The 14,837-nt window shown below is 59.5% G+C and carries 11 protein-coding genes and 1 pseudogene; 9 read left to right on the forward strand and 3 right to left on the reverse strand.

Translation table 11 applies throughout. The features are described from left to right. Positions 1 to 21: 21 nt before the first annotated feature. Complete coding sequence (locus F3J17_RS02150; protein ID WP_167053326.1) at positions 22 to 1,449, reverse strand: carotenoid oxygenase family protein; 1,428 nt, start codon at positions 1,447 to 1,449, stop codon at positions 22 to 24. A 72-nt stretch (positions 1,450 to 1,521) separates the two neighbouring features. On the opposite strand from F3J17_RS02150, the gene F3J17_RS02155 reads away from it, so the two are divergent. Continuing rightward, positions 1,522 to 2,265 (forward strand): TetR/AcrR family transcriptional regulator, encoded by a 744-nt coding sequence (locus F3J17_RS02155; protein ID WP_345891115.1) that lies wholly within the window; start codon positions 1,522 to 1,524, stop codon positions 2,263 to 2,265. A gap of 123 nt (positions 2,266 to 2,388) precedes the next feature. Here F3J17_RS02155 and F3J17_RS02160 read toward each other — a convergent pair whose 3' ends face one another. After that, positions 2,389 to 3,186: an alpha/beta hydrolase gene (locus F3J17_RS02160; RefSeq protein ID WP_167053328.1), complete on the reverse strand. Its 798-nt coding sequence runs from the start codon at positions 3,184 to 3,186 to the stop codon at positions 2,389 to 2,391. Between the two features lie 208 nt (positions 3,187 to 3,394). Next, entirely contained in the window at positions 3,395 to 4,228 is an 834-nt protein-coding gene (locus F3J17_RS02165; RefSeq protein ID WP_167053330.1) for an NAD(P)-dependent oxidoreductase, read from the reverse strand. Between the two features lie 151 nt (positions 4,229 to 4,379). On the opposite strand from F3J17_RS02165, the gene F3J17_RS02170 reads away from it, so the two are divergent. From F3J17_RS02170 to F3J17_RS02205, 8 genes and pseudogenes are all read left to right on the forward strand, one after another. After that, positions 4,380 to 5,378 (forward strand): LacI family DNA-binding transcriptional regulator, encoded by a 999-nt coding sequence (locus F3J17_RS02170; protein ID WP_167053332.1) that lies wholly within the window; start codon positions 4,380 to 4,382, stop codon positions 5,376 to 5,378. A gap of 297 nt (positions 5,379 to 5,675) precedes the next feature. Next, the gene (locus F3J17_RS02175; RefSeq protein WP_167053334.1) at positions 5,676 to 6,899 is read left to right on the forward strand and encodes a porin; all 1,224 of its coding nucleotides are present in this window, start codon (positions 5,676 to 5,678) and stop codon (positions 6,897 to 6,899) included. 43 nt (positions 6,900 to 6,942) lie between these two features. Continuing rightward, on the forward strand, positions 6,943 to 9,378 hold the full coding sequence (locus tag F3J17_RS02180; protein WP_240160719.1) for a glycoside hydrolase family 3 C-terminal domain-containing protein: 2,436 nt from the start codon (positions 6,943 to 6,945) through the stop codon (positions 9,376 to 9,378). Between the two features lie 34 nt (positions 9,379 to 9,412). Beyond that, positions 9,413 to 10,696, forward strand: a complete 1,284-nt coding sequence (locus tag F3J17_RS02185; protein ID WP_167054430.1) for an MFS transporter — start codon at positions 9,413 to 9,415, stop codon at positions 10,694 to 10,696. A 150-nt stretch (positions 10,697 to 10,846) separates the two neighbouring features. Beyond that, positions 10,847 to 11,857 carry a GlxA family transcriptional regulator gene (locus tag F3J17_RS02190; protein WP_167053337.1) on the forward strand — a complete coding sequence of 337 codons (1,011 nt, stop codon included), beginning with the start codon at positions 10,847 to 10,849 and terminating at the stop codon, positions 11,855 to 11,857. A gap of 228 nt (positions 11,858 to 12,085) precedes the next feature. After that, complete coding sequence (locus F3J17_RS02195) at positions 12,086 to 13,297, forward strand: M24 family metallopeptidase (protein WP_167053339.1); 1,212 nt, start codon at positions 12,086 to 12,088, stop codon at positions 13,295 to 13,297. A 64-nt stretch (positions 13,298 to 13,361) separates the two neighbouring features. Next, the gene (gene glyA / locus F3J17_RS02200; protein WP_167053341.1) at positions 13,362 to 14,621 is read left to right on the forward strand and encodes a serine hydroxymethyltransferase; all 1,260 of its coding nucleotides are present in this window, start codon (positions 13,362 to 13,364) and stop codon (positions 14,619 to 14,621) included. A 7-nt stretch (positions 14,622 to 14,628) separates the two neighbouring features. Further along, positions 14,629 to 14,778 (forward strand): annotated as a pseudogene (locus tag F3J17_RS02205) (serine dehydratase beta chain); the annotation flags it as partial. Positions 14,779 to 14,837 lie beyond the last annotated feature (59 nt).

Here is a 14,837-nt window from a genome sequence, read left to right on the forward strand (position 1 = left end):
AAAACTCCAGCGAATAAAAAGTTAGGTAACCTGAATAAGCGCAATGTCGCGCGCATCGATCCAGTTGCCGTGAAAGCCGTTCGGAATGCGATGCGGCAGTTTCGCTATTGCAATCGGCCCGGCGGAAACACGCATTGCATCGAGGACGAGCAGGTCGCTACGCTCGGACTGCCCGCGATAGACAATCGCGAGAATCCAGCCATCGCCTTCTGGCGCGTCAGCCGTACGCGGCACGAAGACGGGTTCGGAAGTCGCGTCTTCCTCGGGCAGGGCGTAAATGTCCGTGCATGACGGATGCTCATGGTCGATATGCGCGATTCGCGAAAACAAAGCGCCGTCCTCGTCACCATGCGCGGCAATCCAGCCGTGGCGATAACGCTGCCCCATCATGCGATCGTCAATGCGCGGAAACTCACCCGTCAGATCGCTCAGTGCTTCGCTCGCGACGCGCGCGTCGCTTCGTGCCGGGTCGATCGTCCAACGGCAAAGGCGCGTCCCCGATGTGCGTCCGACGGGCTGACCGTCGGGCCACGTGAAACCCGATGGCGTATCCGACTGCATGACGTCGATGTACACGAGCCCGTTCTCTTCCCAGGCGTTCATGACGTGGAAGGCAAAGCACGTGGGCGCGCGCAGCCATTTCACGTCGGCATCCGTCTTTCCCATGTCTTCGCGCCGCAGGACGCCAACAAATGCACCAAATGACGGCTCCCATGCATAAGCGGGGAGACCTGCCTGCGCGCGTGCTGCGCTTGCGGTCAGCGGGAACACCGGGAACAGCAGGTAGTCCGGCGTCACTGCAAAGTCGTGGACCATGCTTGCGTACGGCGCCTTAAATCGCGATATATGCGCGAGGCGTCCATGCACGTCGAGACTGCCTGCGCTCATCTGCGCACCAAGCCCATCCGGGCCACCGTAGCCGAAGAAGATCAACTCCCCGGTACGCGGGTCGAGCTTCGGATGTGCTGTGAACGCGCCGGTGAGCGCGCCGCCTGCGTTCCATGTACCGCGCGTGCCGAGCGTGTGGCCATCGAGTTCGATCGGCAGATGCAGTTCTTCCAGCGCAAGCAGATGCCCGGCGTGAGCCAGCACATTTGTGTTCGCCACGCCGTCGTCGAGCCCTGGATGAGACGTCATGCGGCTCAAACCATCGCGACTGGATGCAGCACTTGGAGCGCTACCCGTGCGCTCGTCGATCCAGCGCTGGGTGCGTATCCAGCGGTTCGCGTAGCTCACGCGGCCATCCGCAATAGTCAGGCGATGCACCATGCCGTGACCGGCGAACCAATGCTTAGCGGGATCAGCGTGGAGCGGGTTGGGACCGTTGCGTACCAGTGCGCCCTGGAGTCCAGCAGGCATCACGCCGTGTACCGGGAGCGATTCGATCTTCGTTTCGAAATCGATCGGCGCGAGATTCGCCCGATAAGGTGACAGCACCTGCACGTCCATGTTGCCTCCTGCCCATCCGTGATATGTGTCCAGTGGAAACATTTTGACTTTGTTCCTCCGAAGCGTCAACATGTGTTTGCACTGGAAACACTTAAAAGAAAGATCGTCCGAATGAATGAAGCGCGAACAACAAATCGCAAATTGCGGCGAGAGCCGGGGGAACAGATGCAGTCACCCGCCGGTACTGACGAGGCAGCACTGGCGCGGCCATACCATCACGGCGCCTTGCGCGAGGCGCTGCTTGAAGCGGCTGAACTGGTTTTGCGCCGGGACGGTCTGCGCGGTTTAACGCTGCGGGCGATTTCCCGGGAGGTGGGCGTGTCACACACGGCGCCTCAACGCCATTTCAACGACACGGCCGGCGTGCTGAGTGAGCTTGCAGCGATCGGGCACCATCGACTCGCGGCATCGATGGCCAGGCAGGCCGAAGGGATCGGGAACGAGCTGGAACGTCGCAAGGCGATTGCGCGGGGCTATATCAGCTTCGCCGTGGAGCAGCCAGATCTCTTCAGGCTGATGTCTCGCAACGAGTTGCTCGACCAGTCGAATGAGGCGCTCGGCCTTGCAAGGCGGATGTCGATTCGCGCACTTGCCGGCACGATCGGTCGAGAGAGTGCGCCGACGAGTGCCGGAGCGAGCATCGACACTGCGCGGGCGGTCGAGATGACGGCGGGCTGGGCCTACGTACATGGCCTGGCCACGTTGCTGATTGATGGTCGTCTCGACGGTGTCGCGCAGGTCACCGACAACATCGATGATGCCGCTGGTTTGGTTGCTGCCGCGATCGAACGGATGCGTCTGGCTTTGGCTGATTAGGCCAATCGCACATCAATGATGCGGCGATCGATCGCAAAGTGGACGGTCGTCTTGCGTCCCGAAGCGGACAATCCGAGCCCGCGCTCAAAAATGTCCGCTTTCAGTTTTTCTTCAGCGATCAGCTCAAGGGAGTTTGCGTTTCAGGAAGCCCTCGATAGTGGTTGCGAAATAAGGCGGGCACTCCTGCATTGGGTAGTGACCGCAGTTGGGGATGACGTGTAGTTCCGCGTTTGGATGCCACGCGAGAAAGGTTCGCTTCATTGCTTCCGGATCGAGTCCGGGATCCTTATTACCGACAATCACCAAAAAGGGCGTTTCAAGCCCCCGGATATCATCGACGAAGTCGGCCGTAGTCAGCATTTCAAGGTATCTCACCCGGCAGGCCAAGGCGACTGTGTCGCGGCTTTGTCGCACCTTGCGATCCGCCCACGCATCGGAAAGGCCGCCGGCGACGTATTTGAACAGACGCATTAGTGCCTCATCGCTTTCTATCGTGCTTTCAAAGAAAGCGCGGGCATCCGGACTCAGCCGATTACCAGCAGCCGAAACGGGACATATGGCGATCGCGCTCGTGATGCGAGACGGAGCGTCTGCAGCGATGCGTTGAGTGATCATCCCGGTCATCGAGTGACCCACTACGTGGAAATGTTCCCAACCGAGGTGGTCCGCGAGCGTGAGGCAATCGGCGGCGATCTCTTCTACTGTGTATTCACCGGCCAATTCAATGGACTGCCCGTAGCCACGCAAATCGACAAAGACATACGTGAACGCGTGGCCATCAAGCCAGGGCGTGACTGCATCGTAGCTGGAGTGGTCGCCTAGCCAGTCATGCATGACCAGCACACGGACGGGGCCATTGCCATACTGCGCATATCCCAGGATCTCTTTAGATCCGGGGCGGTTTTGAGCGGGTACTTTCATTCCAGGGTTCCATCGTGACTAGGGGAACCAAAACGAAACGCCCTCCCGGCGAACCGGGAGGGCGTTTTGAAAGTGGATCCATCCTATCAACCACCCGGATCTCAGTCAAGTCGCGCTTGCGGGAGAGCCCGTGACCAGGCACCCCGAACCGCGTCAGCAGCACTGCGTTCAGGAATATCAGGACTCCACCACTAACCAGGTTCAGAAATTACCGGTCGGCACTTTCCATCGGCTCGCCCAGCACGAACGTTCCCCCTTGAAACAACAGCGATGGATCGTCGTGTTTGAACTCGGGGCGGCTAACGGGAAACCGGTCGGCAAAGGCTATTGATGTATCGCGCGGACGATAGCCCAGGAAGTTAGTCTTGTGGTTGCTCCACCACGTGACTGGGTTGTCCGAAACGCCATAGGCGATTGCGTGACCGACTCGCTCCGTGAATAGCGAGCAGCGTACGAGTTCGACGAAGTCCCGATAGCTTAGGAATGTTTTGAGCATGCGCGGATTTTTGGGCTCCGCGAACGATGAGCCAATGCGCAGGCACACTGTCTCGATGCCAAAACGGTCGAAATAGTATCGCGACAAAGACTCGCCAAAACATTTTGTGACGCCATACAGGCTGTCCGGGCGGAGCAGGGCATCTGCGTCGAGCACCTCCGTGACGGGATGAAAACCGGTCACGTGATTGCTGCTGGCGAATACGATGCGTTTTACGTCGTGTTTGCGCGCCGCTTCATACAGGTTATAGGTCCCTCGAATATTTGCATCCAGCAGATCGTCGAACGGCGCATCAACAGAGATGCCGCCCAGATGCACGATCGCGTCAACTCCCTCCACCAGCTGCATGACAGCTTCGCGATTCGACAGATCGAGTTCGCGGGCCTCTTCATGCGCAGCGACCTCGCGTAGCGCAACCACGTCGCTAATCCGCACGATGTCGGCCCAATTCGCGACATGGCTGCGCAATTGGTGTCCCAGATTGCCGCCCGCACCCGTGATAAGGAGGCGGCCGAATGGCTTGCGGGGAAGTGGATGTTGAGACATGGAAAGCGCCTGTTATCTAAGGAAAACGTTTACCTAATATAGCGATTGGACGGCCCAGCGTCAATCGGGAAGCGGGTGCTATTGAGAGAGTCCGGCAGCCGGCTTTTTCTGCGACAATTCCCGCCGTCGGCCCGTCCATTCCTTACTTGTCATGAAAAGCGGCTCTCCTACGATTACGATTCGCGATGTTGCGGCGCTGGCAGGCGTCTCGGTCGCAACGGTATCGAAATACGTCAACGGCACACAGCGCTTTTCGCCAGCGGTCGAGGCGCGTCTGAAAGGCGCAATCGACGAACTTGGCTACCGTTCCAATCCGCTGGCGCGCTCGATGATTACGGGGCGCACACGGACAATTGGCGTGGTCATTCTCGACATTGCGAATCCGCATTTCACGAACGTAGTCAAAGGCGCGAATCGCGTTGCGCTAGCGCACGATTACACCTTGCTGCTGGTGGATACAGAGGAAAATCCCGCGCGCGAACGCTCACTGATCCAGGCTCTCGCGCCCCGCGTGGACGGGCTCATCATCAGCTCGCGCGCTTCCGAAGATGCGGCGACGTGGATGCACGAACTGGACAAGCCGGTTGTCCTGCTCAGGCGCGTGCAAGGCCTCGCGATACCCAACATTGGTTTCGATAACCGGCTCGCCACCTATATGCTCGCGCGGCATCTGCTGAATCTCGGGCATCGTCATATCGCCTATCTCGGCTTTGGCGGCGCGACTATCGACGAAGAGCGTATCGGCGGCGCGCGCGACGCGCTTGCCGAAGCCGGCCTCACGCTTGATGTGTTCGACACCAGGGAGCCAACCGCGCTGGCGGGCGAGCTTGCCTGCTCGCGCATCCTGCTTGGACCGAAGCGCCCGCAGGCAGTTATCTGCTACAACGACCTGCTCGCGCTTGGCTTCATGAAAGAGGCGAAGTCATTGGGCTTTCGTCTGCCGCAAGACGTTTCCGTGGCTGGCATCGACAATGTCCCCTACGGCGAGTATGTTGAGCCGCGTTTGACCACCATCGACACGCAAGGCGAGAAAATGGGTGAGCTTGCGATGCAAAAGATCATCGACGTGCTCGACGGGCGCGCGGGTGATGCACATGTGACCCTGGAGCCGCGCCTCGTCGTCCGCGATTCGACTGCGCGTTGCGCCTGAATTCCGCATTACTTCCTCTTTCCCTGGTTTGACGGTTCTCCTCGCCTGATGGCGACGACGACACTCTGTGCGCTTTTTTGCGTGCCTCCTGTTGTTCTTGCCCGACACGCGCGTTCCTGGCGGGGCAATTCCCTTAAAGCCTCCGGAAACGTTTGACGCCCCGATCTGCGGGCTTTAAGGCCGATCGCGGCTCGCGCGTTCGCGTAATTACCTACTAGGCACCGTGGGAAGAACTGTTTAGATTTAGGAAAACGTTTTCCAGAACATGACCTACGAATAACAACAGGAGATCGGAGAATGCACACAGAAACATCCCGGCTGAAAGCCATCGTGATTGGCATGGCGATGACGGGAATCACGCCTGCGTTCGCGCAAAGCAGTGTGACGCTGTACGGTATCGTCGATACCGGCATAGGCTATCAATCGAGTCAAACCACGCTGGGCTCTGTCTCGGGTGGCCATTCTGCGGTCAAGATGGTCAACGGCGTCTGGGCAGGCAGCCGCTTCGGGCTGAAAGGCGGCGAGGATCTGGGCGGCAATACCCGGGCCATCTTTCAGCTTGAAGAGGGCTTCAATAGCGCGACCGGCGCGCAGTCCACCAACGGGCTCATGTTCAACCGGCAGGCCTTCGTGGGCGTAACCAACCCTGTCTATGGTTCGCTTACGGCAGGGCGGCAATACGCCTCCTATTACCAGTTGCTGGCGCCTTATAGTCCGACCAACTGGCTAACCGGCTTTTATGGCGCGCACCCAGGCGATCTGGATGGGCTGGACACCATCTATCGGGCAAACAATACGCTGTTGTATATGTCGCCGAAGATCCATGGCTTTACTTTCAGTGGTTCCTATTCGTTTGCCGGAGTGCCCGGCAGCGTCAATCAGGGCTCGACGTGGTCGACCGCCGTCCAATATGCAATGGGTCCGGTAGGGGTGGCGGTGGGTTTCTCGCGCATCAATAATTCGACTGTGAATGGCGGTGCCTTCGGCGCCGATTCGACCACGTCCAGCGCGGGTGCTCAAGCCGGTGTTTCGGCCGTGACAAACGGCTATCAAACGGCCAGGGCGCAACAGCGCTTTGCTGTGGGATTCGGTTATACGTTCAACAGTCAATTCGATATTTCGGCGACGTACTCAAACGTGCAGTATTTGCCCGGCAGTGGATCGGCGTTTCGTGATGCCGCTATCTTCAACACCGGTGGCATCGTGTTGCACTGGAAGCCCGCCGCGGCGTGGGACTTCGCAACCGGCTATAGCTACACGCGCGCGACGAAAGCCAACGGCATCGCCAGCAGCGCTCAATATCAGCAAGTCAATCTCTCCGAGTATTACGCGCTCTCCAAGCGTACTGGCCTGTATGCGCTTCAGGCGTATCAGCGCGCCAACGGCCAGACGCTCGCGCCCAGCTCGAGCGGCGCTCACATCATCGACGCAACTGCCACGATTGGCGATGGTTTCCAGACGTCACCTTCCTCATCGCGCAGCATGGTCGCCGTAGGGGCCGGCATCATCCACCGTTTCTGACAATTGAAGCTACGCAACAAGGCGAAATTCCGCGAAAAAAACGTTGCGTCCACAACAAATAATATCCGGAGAGAGAGAAATGCATGCAAGATGTGTTGCCCGGCAGACCGCCGTTGCCGCGAGCGTGTTGTTCCTGCTGGCCGCCTGCGGCGGAACAAACGCGAACAGCTCAGCCGGTCAGACCGCGGCGTCTGCCATGCCCTGGATGGATACCGCTCTGACCGCTGTCGAGCGAGCGGCGAAACTCGTTCCCGCGATGACGCTCGCCGACAAGAAGGAGCAACTGGCAGGCGCGAATCCCGGCATCGTTCCCGAACTTCCCCAATGCTTCGGCGGGCGCCATGTCACAGGTTTGTCGAAATACGGCATTCCGACCTTGCGCGTGACCAACGGTCCTGTCGGGATCGGGCAGAACGATTGCGTGTCGCCTTCGGCCAGCGGCAACGCGGTGTATTCCGATTCCAGTTCGGCCAAAGCGACGGCGTTGCCTTCGGCGATCGCAGTTGCAGCGTCGTTCGATCCGGCGGTTGCAACGCAGTTCGGTAATGTCGTCGGTACGGAAGGCAGTAATCTCGCCTTGCACGTTTTCGAGGCGCCCGGACTGAATCTCGCGCGTCTTCCCGTTGGCGGACGCAATTTCGAATACATGGGCGAAGACCCTTACCTGACTGGCACGATGGGCATCGCGGAACTGCAGGCGGTACAGGCACACGGCATGATCGCGATGGCGAAGCATCTCGTGGCCAATGAGCAGGAAACGAACCGCATGACGATTCAGGAGAATGTGGACGATCGCACGTTGCATGAACTCTATTTGTTGCCATTCGAAATGGCCGCGAGATCGGGCGGCGTCGGCGCGATGATGTGTTCGTATAACTCTGTGAACGGCGCTTCGATGTGCGAGAACCAGCACATCCTGAATGACATATTGCGTGGCCAATGGGGATTCACCGGCTACGTCCAATCGGACTTCTTCGCGGCCCACAGCGTCGCGCCGACGCTTCTGGCAGGCATGGACAACGAGATGCCGACACCGGTGAACTGGTCGCCGGCGAATCTTGACGCAGCTGTCGCTGCCGGGCAAATCCAGACCTCGAATATCGATCAGGCGCTTGAGCGTCGATATACGCAGATGTTCCGCGCGGGCATTTTCGACCGGCCACTCGTACAAAAGAGCATTGATGCGAATGCGGGCGGATCGGCGGCAAGGCAGATCGGCGAACAGGCGGCGGTGCTGCTGCAGAACAATGGTGTATTGCCGCTTGGCCGGAATGTGCACAACGTGCTGGTGATCGGCAAGACAACCCAGGTCTATGCACAGCAGGCCGTTGCAGGCGGCAGTTCCGTGGGCAATCCAATGGGTTCGGGCGGCGGTAGTTCGGACGTCGCGGCGCTCTACACGGTGACGCCGGTGCAGGGTATCAAGGACGTGCTGACGAGTTTCGGCAATACGTCGGCGCAGGTCCATCTTGCGCTGGTCGATGACGCCAATTCAACTGCCACCATCGACGGCGTCGCGGCGAAATTCAGCGATGTCACCACTGCGGCCGCCAGCGCGGATGCGGTCATCGTCATGGCCGGGTCGATGTCGGAGGAAGGCGCGGATCAGGCCACATTCGCGGACTCAACGGGTCTCACGCTCGATACCGGCAAATTCCTCAACACGCTCGACTGGTATTCCCCGAAATCGAGCCTGATTACGACGAGCAATATCGCGAAGAATAGCAATACGCTTTCGATGATCAAGAGCGTCGTCGCCGCCAACAGCAACACCGTGCTCGTTCTCAAGGACAGCGCAGCCGAACCATTCGACGCAGCCCTGATGAGCGGTGCTGCATCGGCGCCCGGCGCAATTCTCGAAGCATGGTTTCCGGGCGAAGAGGATGGGCACATTGTTGGCGATCTGCTGTTCGGCGTGACCAATCCGTCGGGGAAACTGCCCGTGACCTTCCCTCTGGCGGGCGAGGGCTTTATGGATGCGATCACGCCATACCAGTATCCCGGCGTATCGGTCGACGGCAAGCCAACCGTAACTTATACCGAGGGTTTGAATATCGGCTATCGCTGGTATGACGCGATGGCTAAAGCGCCTGCCTTTCCGTTTGGGTACGGGCTTTCCTATGCCACGTTCAAACTGACAGGCGCGAGCGTGACGTCGGGATCGGGCGGCACTTACATCGTAAATGTCGTGGTGACCAATACGGGCCGCGTGGCGGGAGCGGAGGTCGCTCAGGTCTATATCGCGCTGCCGTCGTCCGCCGGAGAGCCGCCGAAGCGTCTCGTCGGCTTCCAGAAAGTGACGCTCGCCCCTGGCGCTTCCCAGACCGTCAACCTCACCATCGATCCAGCGGCGATGAATCATCCGCTAGGCGTCTGGGACACCAACGCGCAGCAATGGACGGTTCCCGCAGGCTCGTATTCGGTCTATGTGGGGAATTCATCGCGCAATCTCACGCTGGCGGGAACGATCGCGCGCTAGGCCTGCGCGGAACAAATCAACAGGAGACAGTTTCATGCAAAGAAAATACATCAGGGGTTTGCGGTGGTGGATCATCGCATTAGTGATGTGCGGGGTGGCGTTGAATTACCTCTCCCGCAGTTCGCTTTCGGTCGCCATGCCGACGTTGACAAAAGAACTGGATATCTCCACGCGGCAATATTCGTACGTCGTCGCGGCGTTCCAGGGCGCCTACACCATCATGCAGCCGATGGCCGGCTATGTGCTGGATATGCTGGGCACGAAGATCGGCTTCGCGATTTTCGCGCTCGGTTGGGCGCTGGCCAACATGCTGCACGGCTTCGCATCGGGGTGGCTGTCACTCGCCATCTTCCGCGGTTTGCTCGGCTTGACCGAAGCAGCGGTGATTCCCGCGGGCTTGAAGACGGTGTCGGAATGGTTTCCCGACAAGGAGCGTTCAGTCGCAACCGGCTGGTTCAATGCCGGTACGGCAATTGGCGCGATGATTGCGCCGCCGCTGGTCGTCTGGTGCATCCTTCACACGACATGGCAGGTCGCTTTCGTCGTGACGGGCGGCCTGAGCGTCGTGTGGGTTTCGGTGTGGTTGCTGGCGTATCGCAGTCCACGCCAACACGCACGTCTGGCACCGCAGGAACGTCAGTACATCGAACAAGGGCAGGATAATACGCGGCTTGACAAGGCGTCGTGGAAATCGATCCTGGCTTCGCGCCAATTCTGGGGTATCGCCATTCCTCGCTTCCTTGCCGATCCTGCGTGGGCAACGTTCAACTTCTGGATTCCTCTGTATCTCTCGACGGTCCGGCATATGAGCCTGAAAGAGATTGCGATGTTCGCGTGGCTGCCGTTTCTTGCGGCGGATCTGGGCAGCATCGTCGGCGGTTATCTGTCGCCGCTCTTCATGCGCTGGTTTGGCGTGTCGGTGGTATCTTCGCGCAAACTTGTGGTGACCACGGGTGCGTTGCTGATGTTCGGTCCCGCCTGCATCGGGCTCGCTGCCGATGCACATACGGCGGTGCTTCTGTTTTGCATCGGCGGCTTCGCTCACCAGGCGCTAAGCGGTGCGCTGATTACGCTCGCCTCGGATGTGTTCGGTAAAAATGAGGTCGCCACTGCAAACGGTCTGACAGGGACGGCGGCATGGCTTGGCAGCCTGACGTTTTCCTTGATCATCGGCGCAGTTGCGACCACGATCGGGTACAACCCCTTGTTCGTGTGTCTGGCGTTGTTCGATGTGCTTGGTGCGATCATTGTGTGGCTGGTGCTGCCGTCGCGGCGTTCGGATCATGCTCCGCGTTCCGTGGCCCAGCAGGCGATCTAGGCGGACTGCTAGAGCGGTTGGGCGCACAGCGTCGATGGCCGGTGAGCGGCGCGCCTGGTCGGGCAATGCGAATTGCCTCGCCCAGGCGGCGACGATATGATGCGATAACCCATCGGCCATGCCTTCGCTTGCAGCAGGATTTCCGTACCCATGCTTTCGCCAAAACCGCTCCAGGCGTCGAATTCGCGCGACGGTCTGCATGATCTGCGCGTCACGCGCTACGGCTTTTTGCTGCTCGATAATTTCTCCCTGATCGCGCTGAGCGCGGCCATCGACCCGTTACGGATCGCCAATATGGTGGTCGGTCGGCGCGTGTACGACTACAAGCTGATTGGGCCGGGTAGCGAGGTTGTGTGTTCGAGCGATGGTATTCGCGTGGTTCCTGATGTCGCGATGGCCGACACGGAACGCTTTGACGTGGTGTTCGTTGTCGGGCCGAATCCCATTCCGCGCCGGGGCATTGGCGCGGTCGTGGACTGGCTGCGCCGCCAGGCAGGCGAGGGCGCGGCGCTTGGCGGACTCGATACCGGCAGCTATTTTCTGGCGCGCGCTGGATTGCTGAACGGTTATCGGTGCACGATTCATTGGGAAGATCAGGATGTGCTCACCGAGCAGTTTCCCAGGCTCACTGTGTCCACGCGACTGTTCGAAATAGACCGGAACCGCTATACGTGCAGCGGCGGCGTGGCGCCGCTCGACCTGATCGTGCATTTGCTGGCCAGTCCGCCGGGCAGTCAGGCACTGGCGGCCCGCGTGCTTGAACTACTGCTCGCCGAACCGCGCAGCCGCGACTATCGTCAGCAGACTTCGTTGCGGCAGTACATCGGCGCGGATCATGCCAAGCTGGACGAGGCGTTGCAGATCATGGAGAGCAATGTCGAGGAGCCGCTTTCCGTGCCGGAAATCGCGTCTCATCTGCGCGTTTCACAGCGACAACTCCAGCGCTGGTTTCTCGAACGGTTAGGCAAATCGCCCGCCGAAGCGTATCTTGAGATCCGCCTTCTGCGCGCGCGCCAGTTGCTCTATCGAACGGCGACCCCGCTCGAAGAAGTATGTGTGCGCACCGGCTTTGTTTCTACCACGCACTTTTCCACGCGATATAAGGCCCATTTCCAGATCACGCCGATGGCCGATCGGCGTCGCTATCAAAACGCGCTGTAAGCGCGACATCAACCGCCGCTTCGCTTCGGCAAAGTCCCTATTCACTGATTCAGTGTCCCAGCGCCGGGCACATCGCGCGATCCTGCGAGTCGAATTCTGAACAGATTCATGGTTAACCCGATTTGGCCAAATCAGAGAATACGCTGTCCATTTCTAAAATTCTCAAAAACGTCGAACTTTTACCATTTGCTCACACCCACCCTGTTTTTTTCAACCAGGAGCGAGCTGATGAAGATGGAAAACCTGATTCGAATCGAAAACGGCGAGAAGGTTAAGCACACCTTCTCCGACGCGGAATACGCGGCACGTCAGCACAAATTGCGCGAGCTGATGGCACGCGAAAACATCGACGCGGTGCTCTTCACGTCGTATCACAACATCAATTACTACGCAGATTTTCTCTATTGCTCGTTTGGCAGAAAGTACGGTCTCGTGGTCACGCCGTCGAAGGTCGTGTCGATTTCGGCCAATATCGACGGCGGCCAGCCGTGGCGCCGTACCGTTGGCGACTACAACGTCGTCTATACGGACTGGCAGCGTGATAACTACTTCCGTGCGGTGCAGGCGGAGATCGACAACAAGGGACGCGTGGGTATCGAGTTCGATCACGTGCCCATCGAAGTGCTTTCGAAACTCAAGGCGGCACTTCCTTCGGTGGAGTTCGTCGATATCGGCGCACAAACGATGCGCATGCGCATGATCAAGTCCGACGAAGAGATCGCGCTGATCAAGCATGGTGCGAATGTGTGCGATATCGGCGGCGCGGCGCTGGCGGCCGCCGTTCGCGAAGGCGTTCCCGAGCACGAAGTGGCGCTTGCCTCGACCCAGGCCATGGTGCGGGAAATCGCTCGCCGCTTTCCCGATTCGGAATTGATGGACACGTGGACGTGGTTTCAGTCCGGCATCAATACCGACGGCGCGCACAATCCGGTCACGACGCGCAAGGTGCAAAAGGGCGACATTCTCAGCCTGAACTGCTTCTCGATGATTGCCGGTTACTACACGGCGCTGGAACGCACGATGTTCTTCGATCATTGCCCGGACGAGCATCTGCGTCTGTGGAAGGTGAACGTCGAAGTGCACGAGGCCGGGCTCAAACTCATCAAGCCGGGCATGCGCTGCGGAGATATCGCGCTCGAACTCAACAAGATTTACGCGGAATATGGGCTGCTTCAGTACCGCACGTTTGGCTATGGCCACTCGTTCGGCGTGTTGTCGCACTACTACGGCCGCGAGGCGGGGCTCGAACTGCGTGAAGATATCGACACGATTCTGGAGCCGAACATGGTCGTTTCGATGGAACCGATGATCATGCTGCCGGAAGGCCAGCCCGGCGCAGGCGGCTATCGCGAGCACGACATTCTCGTCGTCGGCCAGAGCGGCGCAACCAACATCACCGCATTCCCGTTCGGCCCCGAACACAACATCATCAAGGGCTGATCCGGATAACGCAGTCCCGCGGCGTGCGCCGCGGGTCTCATTCGCTGTGGCAGGAGACGCTACTGTGTTTTCCAGAGAACAAACCATTGCCGGATTCGATGCGGATCTCGCCGATGCCATGCGCCAGGAACGCGCACGACAGGAAGCGCATATCGAGCTGATTGCTTCGGAAAACTACGCGAGTCCGCGCGTGCTCGAAGCGCAAGGTTCGGTGTTGACCAACAAGTATGCCGAGGGCTATCCCGGCAAGCGCTATTACGGCGGCTGTGAGCACGTCGATACGGTCGAGCGGCTGGCCATCGCACGCGCCAGGGCGCTGTTCGGCGCCGATTATGCGAACGTGCAGCCGCATAGCGGCTCGCAGGCGAACGCGGCTGTCTATCTGGCGTTGCTTTCGCCCGGCGACACGATTCTCGGCATGAGCCTTGCGCATGGCGGCCATCTGACGCACGGCGCGAAGGTGTCTTTCTCCGGCAAGATTTTTCAGGCCGTGCAGTACGGCGTGGATGCGCAAAGCGGCCTGATCGACTATGAAGAAGTCGAGCGCCTTGCGCTTGAACATAGGCCGCGTATGATCGTGGCGGGTTTTTCGGCGTATTCGCGGGTACTGGATTTCGCGCGCTTTCGTGCGATTTCCGATCAGGTTGGCGCATGGTTGTTCGTCGATATGGCGCACGTTGCCGGGCTGGTGGCAGCGGGGCTGTATCCGAACCCCGTACCCTTCGCGGACGTCGTCACGACCACGACGCACAAGACGCTGCGCGGTCCTCGCGGCGGCCTGATTCTGGCGCGTGCCAATGAGGACATCGAAAAGAAACTCAACGCAGCGGTATTTCCTGGCACACAGGGTGGCCCGCTGATGCATGTGATCGCGGCGAAGGCGGTTGCGTTCAGAGAGGCTCAAAGTCCGGAATTCAAGGCCTATCAGGAGCGCACGCTCGCCAACGCACGCGCGATGGTTGAAGTGTTCAAAATGCGCGGCTATGAGATCGTGTCCGGCGGCACCGACGATCATCTGTTTCTCGTCAGCCTGGTTGCAAAGGGCATGACAGGCAAGGACGCCGATGCGGCGCTCGATCGCGTGCATATCACCGTGAACAAGAACGCGGTGCCGAACGATCCGCAATCGCCATTCGTCACGAGCGGAATCCGCATCGGCACGCCGGCGATCACCACACGCGGTTTCGATTGCGACGACGCAGCAGCCACTGCGAGTTTGATCTGCGACGTGCTTGACCATCCGGACGACTCGCAGGTGCAGGCACGCGTGCTCGAAGAGGTCGGGCGTTTGTGCGCCCGTTATCCGGTCTACCGGGATTTGTGAGGTCGCGATGAACGTGAGTGCTTTCGATCTGTTCAAGATCGGTATTGGACCGTCCAGTTCGCACACCGTGATCCCGATGATCGCCGCGTGCCGCTTTGCTGCCCGTTTGCGCGAGCAGCCATGGTTCGCGCGAACTGACGCGGTGCGCGTGGTGTTGTGCTAGTCGCCAACGATGAGCGCTTTTCTGGCAGTATCGCGATTGTGGCGGCTGGCAAC

It is taken from the genome of Burkholderia sp. Ax-1719 (assembly GCF_011753055.1).
Taxonomy (GTDB): domain Bacteria; phylum Pseudomonadota; class Gammaproteobacteria; order Burkholderiales; family Burkholderiaceae; genus Paraburkholderia.

What these genes read in the sequence shown, in the direction of transcription:
- F3J17_RS02175 (WP_167053334.1), top strand. Translation starts at nt 5,676, where the DNA reads ATGCACACAGAAACATCCCGGCTGAAAGCCATCGTGATTGGCATGGCG.
- F3J17_RS02160 (WP_167053328.1), bottom strand. Translation starts at nt 3,186, where the DNA reads ATGAAAGTACCCGCTCAAAACCGCCCCGGATCTAAAGAGATCCTGGGA.
- F3J17_RS02190 (WP_167053337.1), top strand. Translation starts at nt 10,847, where the DNA reads ATGCTTTCGCCAAAACCGCTCCAGGCGTCGAATTCGCGCGACGGTCTG.
- F3J17_RS02165 (WP_167053330.1), bottom strand. Translation starts at nt 4,228, where the DNA reads ATGTCTCAACATCCACTTCCCCGCAAGCCATTCGGCCGCCTCCTTATC.
- F3J17_RS02195 (WP_167053339.1), top strand. Translation starts at nt 12,086, where the DNA reads ATGAAGATGGAAAACCTGATTCGAATCGAAAACGGCGAGAAGGTTAAG.
- F3J17_RS02170 (WP_167053332.1), top strand. Translation starts at nt 4,380, where the DNA reads ATGAAAAGCGGCTCTCCTACGATTACGATTCGCGATGTTGCGGCGCTG.
- F3J17_RS02185 (WP_167054430.1), top strand. Translation starts at nt 9,413, where the DNA reads ATGCAAAGAAAATACATCAGGGGTTTGCGGTGGTGGATCATCGCATTA.
- F3J17_RS02150 (WP_167053326.1), bottom strand. Translation starts at nt 1,449, where the DNA reads ATGGACGTGCAGGTGCTGTCACCTTATCGGGCGAATCTCGCGCCGATC.